Here is a 16931-nt window from a genome sequence, read left to right on the forward strand (position 1 = left end):
GACAGCAGCCGTCAAAGGGACGCAAGCCGCCATGCAAGTGAAACACCTGCTGCTGATCGCCATCCTAGGACTCACTGCTGCTTGTTCTTCGAAGGAAGTCGTCGACGAAAACCTCAGCGAAGCCGAGCTTTATCAGCAGGCGCAGAGCGACCTGGACAACCATAGCTACACCAGCGCCACCGCCAAGCTCAAGGCCCTGGAGTCGCGCTACCCGTTCGGTCGCTACGCCGACCAGGCGCAACTCGAGCTGATCTACGCGAACTACAAGAACGCCGAACCTGAGGCAGCCAAGTCCGCTGCCGAGCGTTTCATCCGCCTGCATCCGCAGCACCCGAACGTCGATTACGCCTACTACCTCAAGGGCCTGACTTCGTTCGACCAGGACCGTGGCCTGCTGGCGCGGTTCCTGCCGCTGGACATGACCAAGCGTGACCCGGGCGCTGCTCGCGACTCGTACAACGAGTTCGCCCAGCTGACCAACCGCTTCCCGAACAGCCGTTATTCGCCCGATGCCAAGCAGCGCATGATCTACCTGCGTAACCTGCTGGCAGCGTATGAAATCCATGTGGCCGACTACTACCTGACCCGTCAGGCCTATGTTGCTGCTGCCAACCGCGGGCGTTACGTCGTGGAAAACTTCCAGGAAACCCCATCGGTCGGTGACGGCCTGGCGGTCATGGTCGAGGCCTACCAGCGCCTGCACCTGGACGAGCTGGCAGCCAGCAGCCTGGACACCCTCAAGCTGAACTACCCCGACCACCCAAGCCTGGTTGATGGGCAGTTCGTGCCGCAGCAAGAAGAAGCCGATAACCGCTCCTGGCTGTCCAAGGCAACCTTGGGCCTGATCGAGACCGATACGCCACTGCCGCCGGGTGAAACCCGCGCCAACCAGGACGTGATCCGTCAGTATGAAGATGCCAAGGAAGCCATCCCGGAAGAATTGCTGCCGAAACAAGGCGCAGCGGCCGAGGAAGAGAAGCACGAAGCAGAAGGCACGAGCAATGATCGTTCCTGGTTCAGCCGCATGACCTTCGGTGTTTTCGACTGATCGTCACGTAGAAGATAAAGGGAGGCCAAGGCCTCCCTTTTTTTATGCCCGCCGTTAAACTGGAGACTTAATCACTGACTCGCTGGACATCATGGTTCGCTTACTTTTCTGGATTGCCCTGATTGCTGCGGCCTTTTGGCTTTGGCGCAAGTTCAAGGCCGGCAACGCCGCCCCTCGCGATACCTCGCCTGAGAACACCCTGAAAATGGTTCGCTGTGCGCATTGTGGCGTCCACGTACCGAATGATCGCGCCTTACGCCGGGGCGGCGAGTGGTATTGCAGCTCCGCACACCTGGAGAAAGGGCCGGTAGCGGATCGTTGAGCCCCGCAGGCGCTGGCGTTTCCAGCGTCGCGGGCTACTCGGACATCCGCTGTTTACAGGCGACCCGCCGGGGCATAAGGGCTCGGGTCGATGATTGGGGCTCGCCCCAGTAACAGGTCGGCAAACAGTTGGCAGGACGCTGGCGCCAGCACGAGACCATTGCGGTAGTGCCCGCAGTTCAGCCAAAGCCCTTGCCAGCCAGGCACTTCACCAATGTAGGGAATCCCCTCAGGGGAACCCGGGCGCAGGCCTGCCCAATGAGCCACTGGCGTCGCATCAGCCAACGCCGGCAGCAGCTCCACCGCCGAAGCCTTGAGGCTCTCCAGTGCATCCTCGGTCGGAGCTTTGTCGAAGCCGCAGTGTTCAAGCGTACTGCCCACCAGAATGTGCCCGTCACGCCGCGGAATCGCATAACGCCCGTTAGCCAGTACCATGCTCGGCAGAAAGTCGGCAGCGCACTTGTAGAGAATCATCTGACCCTTGACCGGCTCTACCGGCAAGTTCAATCCCAGGGTACCCAACAACTCGCCACTCCAGGCACCGGCGGTGAGCACGACGCGATCGGCGGCAATGGCCCCGGATGCGGTTTCCACCCCTGTAATGGTCTCGCCCTCTCGCGAGAACCCGGTGATCTCGCAATGCTCTTTCAAAACCACATTCGGCAGAGCCTGCAATGCTGCCTTGAGTGATTTGACCAATCGTGGGTTACGCACATTGGCAACGCCCGACATGTAGATAGCACGGCCAAAACCGCTGCCCAGCACCGGGACTGCCGCGTACGCCTGGGCAATATCCACAGCACTCAAAGGACGTCCTTCACGCGCCGCCCAGGCCAGGGCTTCGTCTTCATCGTCCAGGTCCAGCCAGTACAGACCCGTGGTGTGCACTTCAGGGTCGACACCGGTGCTGGCAAACAGACGCTCACCCAACTGTGGATAAAAATCCTGCGACCAATGCGCAAGGGCCGTCACAGCGGGACTGTAACGCCAGGGATAGAGCGGCGAAACGATCCCGCCCCCCGCCCAGGACGACTCCTTGCCCACCTCGCCCTTGTCACAGAGCACCACCTGTTCGACCTCTGCAGCCAGGTTGAACGCAGTCAGCAGGCCGATTACCCCGCCACCGACAATCACTACTTGCTTAGTCATGTGTTGATCCAATACCCGAAATGAACCGTGACGCCGCCTCGGCGCCATGAACCTGCACAATCCTCAGTTACCCCAACAGTACGCCTGGCTGTGGTCGCCCGTTGCGCCAGGGTTACGGCGAATGCCGTCATGGCCTAGGACGAAGTCTGCGCAGCGATCACTGGCCATCAGCGTGCCTGGCCGACGTCGGGCAGACAGCACGAAGTCTTCGGCAGTGCGGCTGGCATGCAGGCTGTAATAGTCGGTGCCCGTGGGCAGAGGCGTTACCACCCCCTCGGTATCGGCATACTGACCTGCACGAGCGCGGTGCCGCTCAAGGCTCAGTGCGCTCTCGAACAACAACCCGGCGATTTCCGTGCGCGCGGCCTTTTTGATCTTTTCGCTGTAGCTGGGGTAGGCAATGCTCGCCAGAATGCCGACGACGGCGATGACAATCAACAGTTCGATCAGGGTAAGCCCCTTGCATGAACCTCTCATCGGGTACCCTCCCTATAGGACTTGTCGCCAGAGAATGCGTTGCATGGGCGGCCCGTCAGCCGCCAGCGTTAAGGCAAAGGTGCTTTCCAGCACTGTACGAGCGGCGCCCTGGCGGGCAACGGCGGTGATGCGATACAGCATGACCGGCTCGTCCACAGGCATCCGGGCTGCATGGACGCTGCGCCCGAGTCGTTGAATCAGAAACAGGCCCGAGGCCGAGGCCGACCAAACCAGCCCCGAATGCCTTCCCGCGCCTCGATAAATACCAGGCGCCTGTACGTTGCCTGCTTCCGGCGGTGGCTGACAATAACGACACGGCGCCAGCTCAAGCCCTGCCTGCAACTGCGCCTCAGCATGACGCAAGGTTGTCTCTGCCTGCTCAAGCAGTTGAAGGGATACCAGCAGATTCCCCGACATTCGCTCCTGCAACAGCGCACTGTGCAGCGACGAAAGCCCCAGCAACCCCAGCAACATCGTCAGCAGCAGGCTTAGTAGCAGCACCATTCCGCGTTGCGTGCTCATCGCTAAAACCACCTGTTGCGCGGGGCGGCAGTCAGTTCGTAGGTTTGTGCTGCGACCCGCCCGTGCGGATCACTCAAGGTCAGACTCAAGTGCAGTTCATGAGGTGCAGCAGGATCAAACATCAGCCTTAGCGCACTCACGTTGTCGATCAGCACCGAACGACTGCCGCCACTGCTCAACAATAGTTGCCGTCCCTCCAGGCGGTAGGTCTGCCGCCGTATAGGCATTGCTGTCTGCCCTGCCCCGGCGCTGCGCACGCCTGGGTAGACATGTGCCGTCGTCAGGCAATCGGTGACCAGCGTCCAGTCTGGTGGGCCTCCCGTCTCACCAGACTCGCCAGCAATCAGGCTCAGGGCGCGCAAGCTGCCGTCAGGGGCGCGGTCAACTCTCAGTGGCTGCCGAAAGCGTTCGGCCGTCGAGGCGTCGGCAAAGGTGATCGCTTCATGCCGTAAGCACCCAGCCATACCTGCCATACGGATATCCCGAGCCATGCGCAGCAGTAAAAAGCGGGCATCCTCTTGCAGATGCGCCGCCAGCGCCTGAGCCTGCCAGACCTGGATCGCCCCCATGAACACCCGACTGCTGGCCAGCATCAGCAACACACCAATGCTCAATGCAACCAGTGACTCAAGCAGGCTGAAACCCGCCTGGCCTTTCACGGCAAAACCCGCCCGGCGATCTGCAGCACCCGGGAGGCACCGCCGGCTCGACGATCATCCCAGGTCAGGGTCACGACCGTATCCGCGTTGGCCTGTACCACGTGTCCTTGGGCCGACGCCCCGGCAAAGGCCGCCGCACGCCGGCGCAGTGCCAAGCGTGCAGCGCCACTCACCTCACCGCTCGCACGAACCTGCTCAAGCAAACCTTGCGCTACAAGCGCCCCCTGACTGCTCATTCGTGCGCTATCGGTAGCCTGCAATGCCCGCAGTTGCAGCGTCGCGGCACTGAACAAGCCCAACCCGACCATCACCAGCGCCACCAGTACTTCAATCAGGGTCATGCCACCTTGCGACCTCCTGGCCATGTATCGCCTCCTGCGATTTTTCCACCTGCCTTAGACAACCCGGCCGACTGGACAAACTTCCCGCCGCCCCCGAACCTGAAGCGAAGCACTTCCAGGGAGGAATGCAGCATGCAGCAACAGGGAGTAACACTGATTCAACTGCTGTACGCACTGATGCTAATGACCCTGCTGCTGCATTTAGGGATACCGGCCTACAGTGACATGAGCACCCGCCTACAGCGTCAGGCCAGCGCGCAGCAACTGGTACTCGCGCTGAACAATGCCCGCGGCGAAGCGCTACAGCGCAACCAGATCGTGGTGCTGCAGGCCATTGAGGGGGATTGGCGCAACGGTTGGCGCACCGTGCTGGAACAAGAAACCCGGACGCTGTTGCACGAGTATCGCGCCAGTGGCCGGGTCTTGATTGTTGGCAACCAGCCACTCGCACGTCAGGTGCGTTTCAGTGGCCTGGGCACACCGCTGCAGGGCAGCGGTGCCTTTCTGGCGGGCACCTTGCACATCTGTGAAGATGCCACTGCCAGAAGCCATTATCAGGTCGTACTGTCCCGCTCGGGGCGGGTCAGCCTGAGGCAGGCTTTGCACGAACAGCCGCTGTGCGCGGCGGTCGGTTCAGGTCAGCGAACGGACCCGTAGCTCTTTGGGCATGGAGAACGTGATGTTCTCTTCGCGCCCATCCAGCTCTTCGGCCCCTGTCGCTCCCCATGCCTGCAACTGCTGAATCACACCGCGCACCAGTACTTCCGGGGCAGAGGCCCCAGCGGTAATACCTACGCGTTCAACACCGTCGAACCAGCTGCGCTGCAGGTCCTCAGCGCCGTCGATCAGGTAAGCCGGGGTAGACATGCGCTCAGCCAACTCACGCAGACGATTGGAGTTGGAGCTGTTAGGGCTACCAACGACCAGTACAACGTCACACTCGTCTGCCAGTTGCTTGACGGCATCCTGACGGTTCTGGGTGGCGTAGCAGATGTCATCCTTGCGCGGGCCACCGATACTCGGGAAGCGCGCACGCAGGGCGTCGATAACGCGACTGGTGTCATCCATCGACAAGGTGGTCTGAGTGACGAACGCCAGACGCTCCGGGTTGTTCACCTGAAGGTTGGCGACATCCTCTTCATCCTCGACCAGATAGATGGCCCCGCCATTGGCCGCGTCATACTGGCCCATGGTGCCCTCGACTTCGGGGTGCCCGGCGTGACCAATCAAGATGCACTCCCTGCCGTCGCGGCTGTAACGCGCCACTTCGATATGCACCTTGGTCACCAACGGACAAGTAGCATCGAAGACCTTCAGGCCACGCCCCGCCGCTTCCTGGCGCACAGCCTGGGAAACACCGTGGGCACTGAAGATAACGATGACGTCATCGGGTACCTGCTCCAGCTCCTCGACGAAAATCGCGCCGCGTGCACGCAGGTCTTCAACAACAAACTTGTTGTGCACCACTTCATGACGCACATAAATCGGCGGACCGAAGACTTCCAGGGCGCGGTTGACGATTTCAATCGCCCGATCCACACCGGCACAAAAACCACGAGGGTTGGCGAGTTTGATTTGCATGGAGTGCTCCTGGCTCAAAGCGCCTTGACGCCGAGGATTTCCACCTCGAAGCTCAAGGTCTTGCCGGCCAGCGGATGGTTGAAGTCGATGGTGACCTGAGCATCGTCAAAGGCTTTTACAACGCCAGGCAGCTCGGCATTGGCGGCATCGTTGAAGATCACCAGGAGGCCTTCGGAGAGCTCCATGTCGTTGAACGAAGAACGTGGCATGACCTGAACGTTCTGCGGGTTTGGTTGACCAAACGCACTTTCCGGCGCAACGGTCACGGTGCGCTTGTCACCGGCCTTGAAACCAAACAACGCAGCCTCAAAGCCTGGCAGCAGGTTGCCATCGCCGACCTTGAAGACCGCTGGCGCTTTGTCGAACGTACTGTCGACAGTGTCGCCGTTTTCCAGATGTAGCGCGAAGTGCAAGGTAACTTCGGTGTTCTGGCCGATACGGATGTCAGTCATGGACGGGTTCTCCGGACTTCTTACTTTTGAACATATCCAGCGCCAGCATCACCGCACCAACGGTAATTGCGCTGTCGGCCAGGTTGAAGGCCGGGAAATACCAACGGTTCTGCCAGTGCACCAGGATGAAATCGATCACGTGGCCCAGGACAATGCGGTCATACAGGTTGCCCAACGCACCGCCCAGCACCAGCGCCAGGGCGACGGCCAGCCAGGTGTCATTGCGCCCAAGCCGCTTGAGCCAAATCACCAATACCGCACTGACGACCAAGGCAATCAGGGCAAACAGCCAGCGCTGCCAGCCCGAACTGTCCGCCAGGAAGCTGAATGCGGCGCCGGTGTTATAGGCCAGGGTCCAACTGAAATAGTCTGGAATGACCACAATTTGCTGGTACAGGCTCAATGAGCCCTCGAAGTAGAACTTGCTGGCCTGGTCAAGGACCAGGACCAGCACGCTCAACCAGAGCCAGCTGAGGCGCCCGAAGCGCCCCGCGGCAGGGTTAGGCATAGTGACGCACCTCTCCACTGCCACTGATGTTGTCGACGCAACGGCCGCAGATTTCCGGATGCTCAGGGTTCACACCCACGTCTTCGCGGAAGTGCCAGCAACGGCCACACTTGGTGTAGCCCGACTTGACCACCTTGAGTTTCAGACCGGCCACTTCGGTTACCACGGCGTCAGCCGGTGCCTGCACGAACGGTGCAACGCTCGCCGCCGAGGTGATCAGTACAAAACGCAGCTCGTTGCTGAGTTTGCCCAGATCAGCGGACAAGGCCTCATCGGCAAACAGGGTCACTTCAGCCTGCAGGTTGCCACCAATGGCCTTGGTTGCGCGCTGGTTCTCCAGTTCCTTGTTGACTGCCGCTTTCACCGCCATGATCCGGTCCCAATAGGCACGGCCCAGCTCGAAGCCTTCCGGCAGTTCGCTCAGCCCCTGGTACCAGGTGTTGAGCATCACCGACTCGTTACGCTCGCCCGGCAGGTACTGCCACAGCTCGTCAGCGGTGAAGGCCAGGATCGGCGCGATCCAGCGCACCAGCGCCTCACTGATGTGGTACAGCGCGGTCTGGCAGGAGCGTCGTGCAACGCTGTTGGCGCCAGTGGTGTACTGACGGTCCTTGATGATGTCCAGATAGAAACCACCCAGCTCCTGCACGCAGAAGTTGTGAACCTTGGAGTAGACGTTCCAGAAACGGTACTCGCCGTAGTGCTCTTCAAGCTCGCGCTGCAGTATCAGGGCGCGATCCACGGCCCAACGGTCCAGAGCCAGCATGTCTTCGGCGGGCAGCAGGTCGGTGGCCGGGTCGAAACCAGACAGGTTCGACAGCAGGAAGCGTGCGGTGTTACGGATACGACGGTAGGCGTCAGCACTGCGTTGCAGGATCTGATCGGAAACCGCCATTTCACCGGAATAGTCGGTGGCCGATACCCACAGACGCATGATGTCGGCACCCAGGGTGTCATTGACCTTCTGCGGCTCGATGGTGTTACCCAGCGACTTGGACATCTTGCGGCCGTTTTCGTCAACGGTGAAACCGTGAGTCAGCAGTTCGCGGTACGGCGCATGGTTGTCGATAGCACAACCGGTCAGCAGCGAGGAGTGGAACCAGCCACGGTGCTGGTCGGAACCCTCCAGGTACAGGTCTGCACGCGGGCCACTTTCGTGACCCACATTGTGCGAGCCACGCAGTACGTGCCAGTGAGTGGTGCCGGAGTCGAACCAGACGTCGAGGGTATCGGCGATCTTGTCGTACTGGGCGGCCTCTTCACCGATCAGCTCGGCGGCATCCATCTTGAACCAGGCTTCAATGCCTTCCTGCTCGACGCGCTTGGCCACCTCTTCCATCAGTTCAACGGTGCGCGGGTGCAGTTCACCGGTCTGCTTATGCAGGAAGAATGGAATCGGGACGCCCCAGTTACGCTGACGCGAGATGCACCAGTCTGGACGGTTGGCGATCATCGAGTGCAGGCGCGCCTGGCCCCAGGCTGGCACGAACTTGGTGTCTTCAATGGCCTTGATCGCGCGCTGACGCAGGGTTTCGCCCTGGTCTGGCTGCTTGTCCATGCCCACGAACCACTGCGCGGTGGCGCGGTAGATCAGCGGGGTCTTGTGACGCCAGCAGTGCATGTAGCTGTGGCTGATGGTTTCGGTATGCATCAGCGCACCGACTTCAGACAGCTTTTCAACGATTGCCGGGTTGGCCTTCCAGATGAACTGACCGCCAAAGAACGGCAGCGACTCGACATACACACCGTTGCTCTGCACAGGCGTCAGGATGTCGTCGTTGGACATGCCATAGCGCTTGCAGGTGACGAAGTCGTCCTCACCGTAGGCTGGCGCGGAGTGCACCACACCGGTACCGGCGCCCAGTTCAACGTACTCGGCCAGGTAAACTGGCGACAGACGGTCGTAGAACGGGTGGCGGAAGTTGATCAGGTCCAGCGCCGCGCCGGGCGCGGTGGCGACAACGCTGCCTTCCAGCTTGTAGCGGCTCAGGCAGGACTCAACCAGTTCCTCTGCCAGTACCAGCAGCTTGTCACCGACATCGACCAGCGCATAGTTGAACTCAGGATGAACGTTCAGCGCCTGGTTGGCCGGGATGGTCCACGGGGTGGTGGTCCAGATCACGATAGAAGCAGGCTTGGCCAGTGCGTCCAGGCCGAAGGCTGCTGCCAGCTTGGCCTCGTCGACGATCGGGAACGCCACATCGATGGTTTGCGATTTCTTGTCGGCGTATTCGACCTCGGCTTCGGCCAATGCCGAACCACAGTCAAAGCACCAGTTCACGGGTTTGAGGCCCTTGAACACGAAGCCGTGCTTGACCATTTCCGCCAGCGCGCGGATCTCACCGGCTTCGTTGGCGAAGTTCATGGTCTTGTAGGGATTGTCCCAGTCACCCAGGACACCCAAGCGGATGAACTCGGCCTTCTGGCCTTCGATCTGCTCGGCAGCATAGGCGCGGCACAGCTCACGGGTTTTGTCCGCGGTCAGGTGCTTGCCATGGGTCACTTCGACCTTGTGCTCAATCGGCAGGCCGTGGCAGTCCCAACCCGGTACATACGGCGCGTCATAGCCGGCCAGGGTCTTGGAGCGGACGATCATGTCCTTGAGAATCTTGTTCAGCGCATGACCGATATGAATCTTGCCGTTGGCATAGGGTGGACCGTCGTGCAGTACGAACTTCGGACGATCCTTGCCAATCTCACGCAGCTTCTGGTACAGGCCAATGCTGTCCCAACGCTGCAGAATCTGCGGTTCGCGCTGTGGCAGGCCGGCCTTCATTGGGAAGGCGGTGTCCGGAAGGTTAAGCGTGGCTTTATAGTCGGTCATTTCAGGCTCTTCGTTAGCGGTTGAGCGTGCCAATGGGCACGTGCGGCGGCGATATCCGCATCGATCGCCGACTTAAGCGCCTCCAGGGAGGCGAAACGCTGCTCGTCGCGCAGCTTGTGGTGGAATACCACCGTCAAACGCCGGCCATACAGGTCGCCGGCAAAATCCAGGAGGTGTATTTCCAGGTGGGCACTGCCATCACCTGAAACAGTGGGTCGTACGCCAATATTGGCGACACCCGGCCAACGCTGGCCATCAATTTCGGCACTGGCCAGATAAACGCCCGTCAGCGGCACACGACGCCGCTTGAGCTGGACATTCGCGGTAGGGGTGCCCAACTGACGCGCCAGTTTCTGGCCGTGCAGCACCCGTCCGGTAATACGGTAAGGCCGTCCCAGCAACCGCTCGGCCAAGGCAAAATCGGCGTCTGCCAAGGCATTGCGTACCTCAGTGCTACTGACCCGGAAACCATCGAGCTCAACCGTCTGGGCCGCCTCAACGGTAAACCCGTAAGTGGCCCCGGCTTGCTCCAGGAACGAGAAGTCGCCCGCTCGGTCACAGCCAAAACGAAAATCGTCACCGACCTCCAGATGCTGCACCCCCAGGCCATCGACCAGGATGGTCTCGACGAACTCGGCGGCGCTGAGCTTGCTCAGGCGCTGATTGAAGGCCAGGCATAGCACCCGGTCGACGCCTTCAGCAGCCAGCAGGGCAACCTTGTCACGCAGCCGCGCAAGACGGGCTGGTGCCGTTTCAGGCGCAAAGTATTCGCGTGGCTGCGGCTCGAAGATCACCACGCAGCTAGGAACACCCAGCGCCGCCGCCCGCTCGCGCAGGCGTGCCAGGATTGCCTGGTGGCCACGATGGACACCGTCAAAGTTGCCAATAGTGGCGACACAGCCCCGGTGCTGGGGGCGCAGGTTGTGGAGGCCTCGAACCAGCTGCATAACGCGCTTCTTGATCATAAAGTGGCCGATTATAACCACACCCGCGCGCTGACGACAGGCAGCAGCGTGCTGCGTTTATCGTCAACGCAAAAAACCGACGCCTGACCGACGCCGCCCATTAATGCAATGCCTTGCGCGCGAAGTCTCGCGGGCGGAAACCAAACAGGAACAAACAACCAAAATAGGTTGCGATGCCCGCACCGACCAACAGCCCAAGACGCAAGAAACGCGCAAGCATCTGCCCTTGCTCCCAGGCGGGCATCAGCTTCATGCCCACGACCAGTACACCGGCCATCAAAAGGACCGCCACCAGCAGCTTGAGCAGGAACATGGCCCAGCCTGGTTGCGGCTGGAAGAGGTCTTGCTGACGCAATTTCCAATACAACAACCCTGCATTGAGGCAAGCGCCGACGCTGATCGCCAGCGCCAGGCCGGCGTGCTGCAGATGGGAAATGAACGCGAGGTTAAGCAATTGAGTGGCCACCAGGGTGAAAATCGCAATTTTCACGGGTGTACGGATGTTCTGCTGGGCATAGAAGCCTGGCGCGAGCACCTTGACCAGAATGATTCCAAGCAGGCCCACCGAATAGGCGATCAGCGCGCGCTGGGTCATTGCGGCATCGAAGGCACTGAACTTGCCATACTGGAACAACGAAACGGTCAAGGGCTCAGCCAGAATTGCCAGGGCGAAGGTACACGGCAGCACCAGCAGGAAGCAAAGACGCAGCCCCCAGTCGAGAATCCGTGAATACTCGTGACGATCCCGGTTGGCGTAGGTCTTGGCCAGGGTCGGCAACAGGATCGTGCCCAAGGCGACACCCAGCACACCAGAGGGCAGCTCCATCAGGCGGTCGGCGTAATACATCCAGGAGACGGAGCCCGCCACCAGAAAGGAGGCAAAAATCGTGTTGATGATCAGCGAGATCTGGCTGACCGACACCCCCAGAATTGCCGGCAGCATCTGTTTCAGCACGCGCCATACGCCACTGTCCCGCAGATTCAGGCGCGGCAGTACGAGCATGCCAATCTTTTTCAGATGCGGCAGTTGATAAAGCAGCTGCAACAACCCGCCCGCCAGCACCGCCCAACCCAAGGCCATTACGGGCGGATGAAAATAAGGCGTAAGGAACAGCGCGAAAAAAATCATCGCGACGTTAAGCAGGGTCGGCACGAAGGCCGGTACCGAGAAACGGTTCCAGGTATTGAGGATGGCGCCTGCCAGAGACGACAGCGAGATCAGCAGTATATAAGGGAAGGTGACACGCAAAAGGTCGGTGGTGAGCTCGAACTTCTCGGGGCTGTCGACAAAACCAGGCGCCGTTACCCAGATCACCCAAGGTGCTGCAACGATGCCCAGTGCCGTGACCAATGCCAGCACCAACGTCAACAGCCCCGCGATATAGGCGACAAAGGTCCGAGTCGCCTCTTCGCCTTGCTGGCTTTTGTATTCAGCCAGAATCGGTACAAAAGCCTGAGAAAACGCACCTTCAGCAAAGATCCGCCGCAACAGGTTAGGCAGCTTGAAGGCAATGAAGAAGGCATCGGTGGCCACGCCGGCACCAAAAATACGCGCCAATATGGTGTCGCGGACAAAGCCCAGCACCCTGGAAACCATGGTGATGGAGCTGACAGCGGCCAGGGACTTGAGCAAATTCATCGAGAGATTTTCACGCCTGTAGACGAAGGGTTGGGCATCTGAGCGCCCGGATATGCGATAATACGCGCCGCATCCGCGATGCTGAGTGAAAACGACCGAGTTTACAGGTCATGTGCCAGAAGGGAATCATCTCTGTGGTTACATCGACCGCTTAGCAGAAGGGCATATGTACCCTTGACAACTGCTTAACTCATCGGCATGATTCGCGGCCTATTTTGTTTGCTATTTAAAGTCTTTCGAGGAGCTCGACGGTGGCCAACTCACCTTCCGCCAAAAAACGTGCAAAACAGGCTGAGAAGCGTCGCAGCCACAACGCCAGCCTGCGTTCCATGGTCCGTACCTACATCAAAAACGTAGTTAAGGCCATCGACACAAAAGACGCTGACAAAGCACAAGCCGCTTACGTTCTGGCTGTCCCTGTAATCGACCGTATGGCCGACAAGGGTATCATCCACAAGAACAAGGCTGCTCGTCATAAGAGCCGTCTGAATGGCCACATCAAGGCGCTGAAAACTGCTGCCTAAGTGACCTGCTTGTAAAAAAACCGACCCTAGGGTCGGTTTTTTGTTGCCTGCGTTTTATCACTGCATTGCTCAGCAGTGGAATTGCCCAGCCCTGCAGTTGAAACACAGGGGCTGGCAACCAGCCCCACCGCACACTCTTTACCAGCCTACTTACCGATCTGAATCTTCGGCGCCCACTGCAGCCATTCATCTTCGGCCTTATCGAACAACGCGAAGGTTTGCTTGGGCAGCGCAGGATTACCCATCCCCTCCCCATCTGGGGTCGCAAAAGCAATACCGCCCTCGATCAGCGTTTCTAGCGACTCAGTACGCACCGTCGCCCCTTTAAACAGCCCGAAGTCCATACCGAAGCCACTGCTGTTCCAGAAGCGGCTGCCACCGCGCACCAGCGAGGCATACCGCGGCTCAATCAGGATATGAATGAGCACGCGATCCGCAGTCTGTCCAAGTTCGTACCCTGTGACCTTGCCTACCGTGATTTCACGGTAGGTCACAGGAACACCCGGCTTAATCGAACCGCGGCGTGCTGCACTCAATACCAACTCAAGCCCGGCTTCGCGCTCAGTGAGGTTCGGAGCCTCGGGCAGCGCGACAAAGTTGCGTTGCGGCCCCTGGTTCTTCACCGCCGGTAGAACCTCAAGATACTGGCCTGTTACCAGCGTCTCCAGATTGGCAGTCTTGACGATACCCAGCGCAGGCTTCACTACCCAGAACTGCGTTCCAACCCGAGCAATGCGATCAGGCACCTCGGTTATACGCGCCTTGAGCATGACCGATTCAAGATCATCACTCAGCCTGACGTCTTCAACCTTGCCAATATCCAAGCCCTTGAAGCGAATGGGTGTCCCCGCCTTGAGCCCGTCAGCGCGCTCCACCTTGATCATCACAGTAGTTCCACTGCGATTGGCCGCCTCTTGATCGAGGTGCAATTTGAAACGCGGAACACGACGTTTTAGCGGTACATCCGGTGTAGGGGTATCAAAAGCAATACCGCCCGCCATGAGACTCTGCAGGGACTCACTCTTGATCTGAATACCCGAGAGACCACCACTCAGGGTGATGCCACTGGCATTCCAGAAGCGTGTCGAACCGTTGACCAGATTGGCGTACTCCTTTTCGATATGGACGCCAATCAATAGACGTTTATGGGTCTTGGAGAACTGGTAGCTCTGCACAGTACCAACCTTTACCTGACGATAGAGGATCGGACTCCCGACTTCCAGCGACCCCAGATTGTCACTGAACAGCACCAGGTGCAGACCAGGTGCCTTCAGATCCAGCGGCGGCGCTTTAGCGCGAGCTTCAAACTCACGCTGTGGCAAAGCGCCTTTATCGCCCGGACGAATTGCAATGTAGTTACCCTTGACCAATGCCTCTAGCCCGGTGATACCGGCCAGGGAGATCGACGGCTTGACTACCCAGAACTGGGTGCCTGCAACCAGATAGTCCTCTGCCAACGGATCCAGCGTCAGCTCGGCCGTTGCACTGGAAAGATCAGGGTCGACCTTGAGCGTTTTGAGCGAGCCAACCTGGATACCCTTGTACATCACAGGTGTCCTGCCAGCCTGCAAGCCCTCGAAATCGCTCAGCGTAACCTTGACCTTGATTCCCGCCTGCGCGGCATCAAAGTCTTCGTACAAGCGGAATGGGAGGTTGGTATCGGTGGGCGGGCTGTCCTTGCGGTGCTCGGGCGTAGCAAAGGCGATGCCACCGGCAACGATACTGGCCAGTGACTCACTGCGCACTTTCACACCCGAGAGATTGGCATCGATACTGATGCCGCTGGCATTCCAGAAACGCGTGTGCTTACGAACAAGGTTTGCATAGGCTGGGGCGATAAATACCTTGAGCTCAACAATCCCCTGATCTTCGGCAAGACGATAGCTCTTCACGCGCCCAACCTGGATCTGTTTGTAGAATACCGGGCTGTCACGATTGAGCGAGCCCAGTCGATCAGCCTTGAGGGTCAGGTGCAGCCCTGGCTCGGCATCAGAAAGCGGTGGGGCCTCGGCCAACGCCTTGAAGCGCCGGGCGGGGTCTCCATCACCAGGACTCACAGCGATGTAATTACCCGAAACGAGCGTTTCCAACCCAGTGATACCTGCCAGGCTTACGCTCGGCTTAACCAACCAGAAACGCGTATTTGTGCGCAACTGGGGCTCAGCCGCCTTGTTCATCTCAATCGTGGCAATCACCCCTGTGTTACTGCCCTTGGCATCCAGAACCAGGTTTTTCACCTTACCCACTGGCATGCCTTTATAGACCACCTCAGTTTTGTTGACGACGATGCCTTCGCCACTCTGGAAGCGAACCTCGATATCAACCCCCGAGTCACGGTAAGCCTGCCATCCAAGCCAACCACCAATGACCAAGGCGATCAAAGGCAGTATCCAGATAGCGGACCAGTTCGAGGCAGGGCGGGTTTTAGCCGTAGGCAAATCACTCATTGTCGTCATCCGACTCCGTGTTATCCCAGATCAGTCGGGGATCGAAAGTTACTGCGGCGAGCATTGTCAGTATCACCACACTAGCGAAGGCGATAGCGCCTAGATTGGCTTCAACACTGGCAATGCGGCCAAAATTCACCACCGCCACCAGAATGGCAATCACAAAGATGTCCAGCATCGACCAGCGACCGATAAATTCGATGAAGCGGTACATCACAATTCGCTGACGAGCAGAAAGCGGCTGGTGGCGCTGCACCGAGTACAACAACAGCGCAATACCTACCAGCTTGAAGGTCGGCACAAGAATACTGGCGACAAATACCACCGCAGCGATCGGAAACATTCCGTGCTTCATCAGCGTAATGACGCCAGACATGATGGTGTCGGGACTGCCCTGCCCCAACGTACTCACCGTCATGATCGGCAGGATATTGGCGGGAATGTAAAGAATGGCCGCAGTGATGAGCAACGCCCAGGTGCGAATCAGGCTATTAGGGCGCCGGGCATGCACCAATGCACCGCAGCGTGTGCAAACCTGCTCATCGGTATCAGGCACCTGCCGGTTCAACTCATGACACTCAATGCAAATCAGGATGCCAGCATCAATCGCCCGCATGAAGGTTCTCCCCGGACAAGGCAACCCAGATCTGGTGAGGCGACATCACAACCTCCAACCATACCTGAACCAGCAATAAGCTAACAAAACAGACAAGCCCCAGCCCCAGGCTCAATTCAGCAAGATCGACCAGCTTGACGATGGCAACCAGCACGCCCATGAAGTAAACCTCGAGCATGCCCCAGTCGCGCATATGGTGATAAATACGGTACAGCAAAAGCCCGTAGCTGCGCCCAACATCCAGCCTGATACTGAGCAGCACAACGAGTTGGCACAGTAGCTTGAGCAAGGGAATGGCCATGCTGCACAGAAACACCACGGCAGCGATCTCACGCATGCCACTGCCATACAATCCAAGAACACCGCTCCAGACGGTATCGTCAGAGGTCTGCCCGAGCAGATGGAGCTGCATGATCGGAAGGAAGTTCGCAGGCACATAAAGGAGCAGTGCAGCCAGCACCAAGGCCATACTGCGCTCGACTACATTGTGTCGATGGGCGTAGAGCTCGTAGCCGCAGCGAGGACACTGCGCCTTCTCATTGTGCTTTAGCACGGGCTTGTGCATCAGCAGGTCACACTCATGACAACCCACCAGTTGGTCCAGCGGCAGGTCTGCGAGTGGATCGGAAGTGGCAGGATCGGACATGAGTGAATTCTGAGTAAAAACGTCGACCTCTATTCTAGTGTTCCAACTCAAATTGTGGGAGCACAACCAAAGATCGATCAGGAAAGGGCAATTGCAGGACAGCACTGCCGGCGATTTCTAAAGCCATAAAGACAAAACCCCTACCTGCATGTGCAGATAGGGGTTTCGGAATTTAATCTTGACGATGACCTACTCTCACATGGGGAAACCCC

The 16931-nt window shown here is 59.0% G+C and carries 18 protein-coding genes; 4 read left to right on the forward strand and 14 right to left on the reverse strand.

What is annotated here, in order from left to right:
• Positions 1–31: 31 nt before the first annotated feature.
• Together IE038_RS15925 and IE038_RS15930 are read left to right on the forward strand one after the other, a co-directional pair.
• A complete protein-coding gene (locus tag IE038_RS15925; RefSeq protein WP_163933264.1) occupies positions 32–1048 on the forward strand; it encodes an outer membrane protein assembly factor BamD in 1017 nt (338 codons plus the stop codon).
• Between the two features lie 91 nt (positions 1049–1139).
• Positions 1140–1370 (forward strand): PP0621 family protein, encoded by a 231-nt coding sequence (locus IE038_RS15930; RefSeq protein ID WP_163933261.1) that lies wholly within the window; start codon positions 1140–1142, stop codon positions 1368–1370.
• Between the two features lie 53 nt (positions 1371–1423).
• Here the strand turns inward: IE038_RS15930 and thiO are convergent, their stop codons facing one another.
• The 5 genes from thiO to pilV form a co-directional block, all read right to left on the reverse strand.
• Positions 1424–2518 (reverse strand): glycine oxidase ThiO, encoded by a 1095-nt coding sequence (gene thiO / locus IE038_RS15935; RefSeq protein ID WP_163933258.1) that lies wholly within the window; start codon positions 2516–2518, stop codon positions 1424–1426.
• Positions 2519–2581: 63 nt separating this feature from the next.
• Positions 2582–2995 (reverse strand): type IV pilin protein, encoded by a 414-nt coding sequence (locus IE038_RS15940; RefSeq protein ID WP_163933255.1) that lies wholly within the window; start codon positions 2993–2995, stop codon positions 2582–2584.
• 12 nt (positions 2996–3007) lie between these two features.
• The gene (locus tag IE038_RS15945; RefSeq protein WP_189395900.1) at positions 3008–3517 is read right to left on the reverse strand and encodes a pilus assembly PilX family protein; all 510 of its coding nucleotides are present in this window, start codon (positions 3515–3517) and stop codon (positions 3008–3010) included.
• A 2-nt stretch (positions 3518–3519) separates the two neighbouring features.
• On the reverse strand, positions 3520–4176 hold the full coding sequence (locus IE038_RS15950; protein ID WP_163933249.1) for a PilW family protein: 657 nt from the start codon (positions 4174–4176) through the stop codon (positions 3520–3522).
• Positions 4173–4541, reverse strand: a complete 369-nt coding sequence (gene pilV / locus IE038_RS15955) for a type IV pilus modification protein PilV (protein WP_163933246.1) — start codon at positions 4539–4541, stop codon at positions 4173–4175. Before pilV ends, IE038_RS15950 begins: the two co-directional genes overlap by 4 nt.
• Positions 4542–4649: 108 nt before the next feature.
• On the opposite strand from pilV, the gene IE038_RS15960 reads away from it, so the two are divergent.
• Positions 4650–5174 (forward strand): GspH/FimT family protein, encoded by a 525-nt coding sequence (locus tag IE038_RS15960; RefSeq protein ID WP_163933243.1) that lies wholly within the window; start codon positions 4650–4652, stop codon positions 5172–5174.
• Here IE038_RS15960 and ispH read toward each other — a convergent pair.
• The 6 genes from ispH to murJ form a co-directional block, all read right to left on the reverse strand.
• Complete coding sequence (gene ispH / locus IE038_RS15965) at positions 5151–6098, reverse strand: 4-hydroxy-3-methylbut-2-enyl diphosphate reductase (protein WP_163933240.1); 948 nt, start codon at positions 6096–6098, stop codon at positions 5151–5153. The two genes, IE038_RS15960 and ispH, sit on opposite strands and share 24 nt — an antisense overlap.
• Positions 6099–6112: 14 nt before the next feature.
• Positions 6113–6550 carry an FKBP-type peptidyl-prolyl cis-trans isomerase gene (gene fkpB / locus IE038_RS15970; protein ID WP_065761571.1) on the reverse strand — a complete coding sequence of 146 codons (438 nt, stop codon included), beginning with the start codon at positions 6548–6550 and terminating at the stop codon, positions 6113–6115.
• Positions 6543–7058 carry a signal peptidase II gene (lspA, locus tag IE038_RS15975; protein ID WP_163933237.1) on the reverse strand — a complete coding sequence of 172 codons (516 nt, stop codon included), beginning with the start codon at positions 7056–7058 and terminating at the stop codon, positions 6543–6545. Before lspA ends, fkpB begins: the two co-directional genes overlap by 8 nt.
• The gene (gene ileS / locus IE038_RS15980) at positions 7051–9882 is read right to left on the reverse strand and encodes an isoleucine--tRNA ligase (RefSeq protein WP_163933234.1); all 2832 of its coding nucleotides are present in this window, start codon (positions 9880–9882) and stop codon (positions 7051–7053) included. Before ileS ends, lspA begins: the two co-directional genes overlap by 8 nt.
• A complete protein-coding gene (gene ribF, locus IE038_RS15985) occupies positions 9879–10829 on the reverse strand; it encodes a bifunctional riboflavin kinase/FAD synthetase (protein ID WP_189395901.1) in 951 nt (316 codons plus the stop codon). The genes ileS and ribF overlap by 4 nt, the downstream gene beginning before the upstream one ends.
• 118 nt (positions 10830–10947) lie before the next feature.
• Positions 10948–12486, reverse strand: coding sequence for a murein biosynthesis integral membrane protein MurJ (gene murJ, locus IE038_RS15990; RefSeq protein ID WP_189395902.1), 1539 nt, complete (start codon positions 12484–12486; stop codon positions 10948–10950).
• A gap of 251 nt (positions 12487–12737) precedes the next feature.
• Between murJ and rpsT the strand changes: the two genes are divergently transcribed.
• Positions 12738–13010 (forward strand): 30S ribosomal protein S20, encoded by a 273-nt coding sequence (rpsT, locus tag IE038_RS15995; protein ID WP_065761566.1) that lies wholly within the window; start codon positions 12738–12740, stop codon positions 13008–13010.
• Positions 13011–13156: 146 nt separating this feature from the next.
• Here the strand turns inward: rpsT and IE038_RS16000 are convergent, their stop codons facing one another.
• Genes IE038_RS16000 through IE038_RS16010 form a run of 3 tightly spaced genes read right to left on the reverse strand, consistent with a single transcriptional unit; the run spans position 13157 to position 16719 of the window.
• Entirely contained in the window at positions 13157–15457 is a 2301-nt protein-coding gene (locus tag IE038_RS16000) for a PqiB family protein (RefSeq protein WP_189395903.1), read from the reverse strand.
• A complete protein-coding gene (locus IE038_RS16005) occupies positions 15450–16073 on the reverse strand; it encodes a paraquat-inducible protein A (protein WP_189395904.1) in 624 nt (207 codons plus the stop codon). The genes IE038_RS16000 and IE038_RS16005 overlap by 8 nt, the downstream gene beginning before the upstream one ends.
• The gene (locus IE038_RS16010; protein ID WP_189395905.1) at positions 16060–16719 is read right to left on the reverse strand and encodes a paraquat-inducible protein A; all 660 of its coding nucleotides are present in this window, start codon (positions 16717–16719) and stop codon (positions 16060–16062) included. Before IE038_RS16010 ends, IE038_RS16005 begins: the two co-directional genes overlap by 14 nt.
• Between the last annotated feature and the right edge of the window lie 212 nt (positions 16720–16931).

This window comes from Pseudomonas laurentiana (assembly GCF_014648275.1).
Lineage (GTDB): Bacteria > Pseudomonadota > Gammaproteobacteria > Pseudomonadales > Pseudomonadaceae > Aquipseudomonas > Aquipseudomonas laurentiana.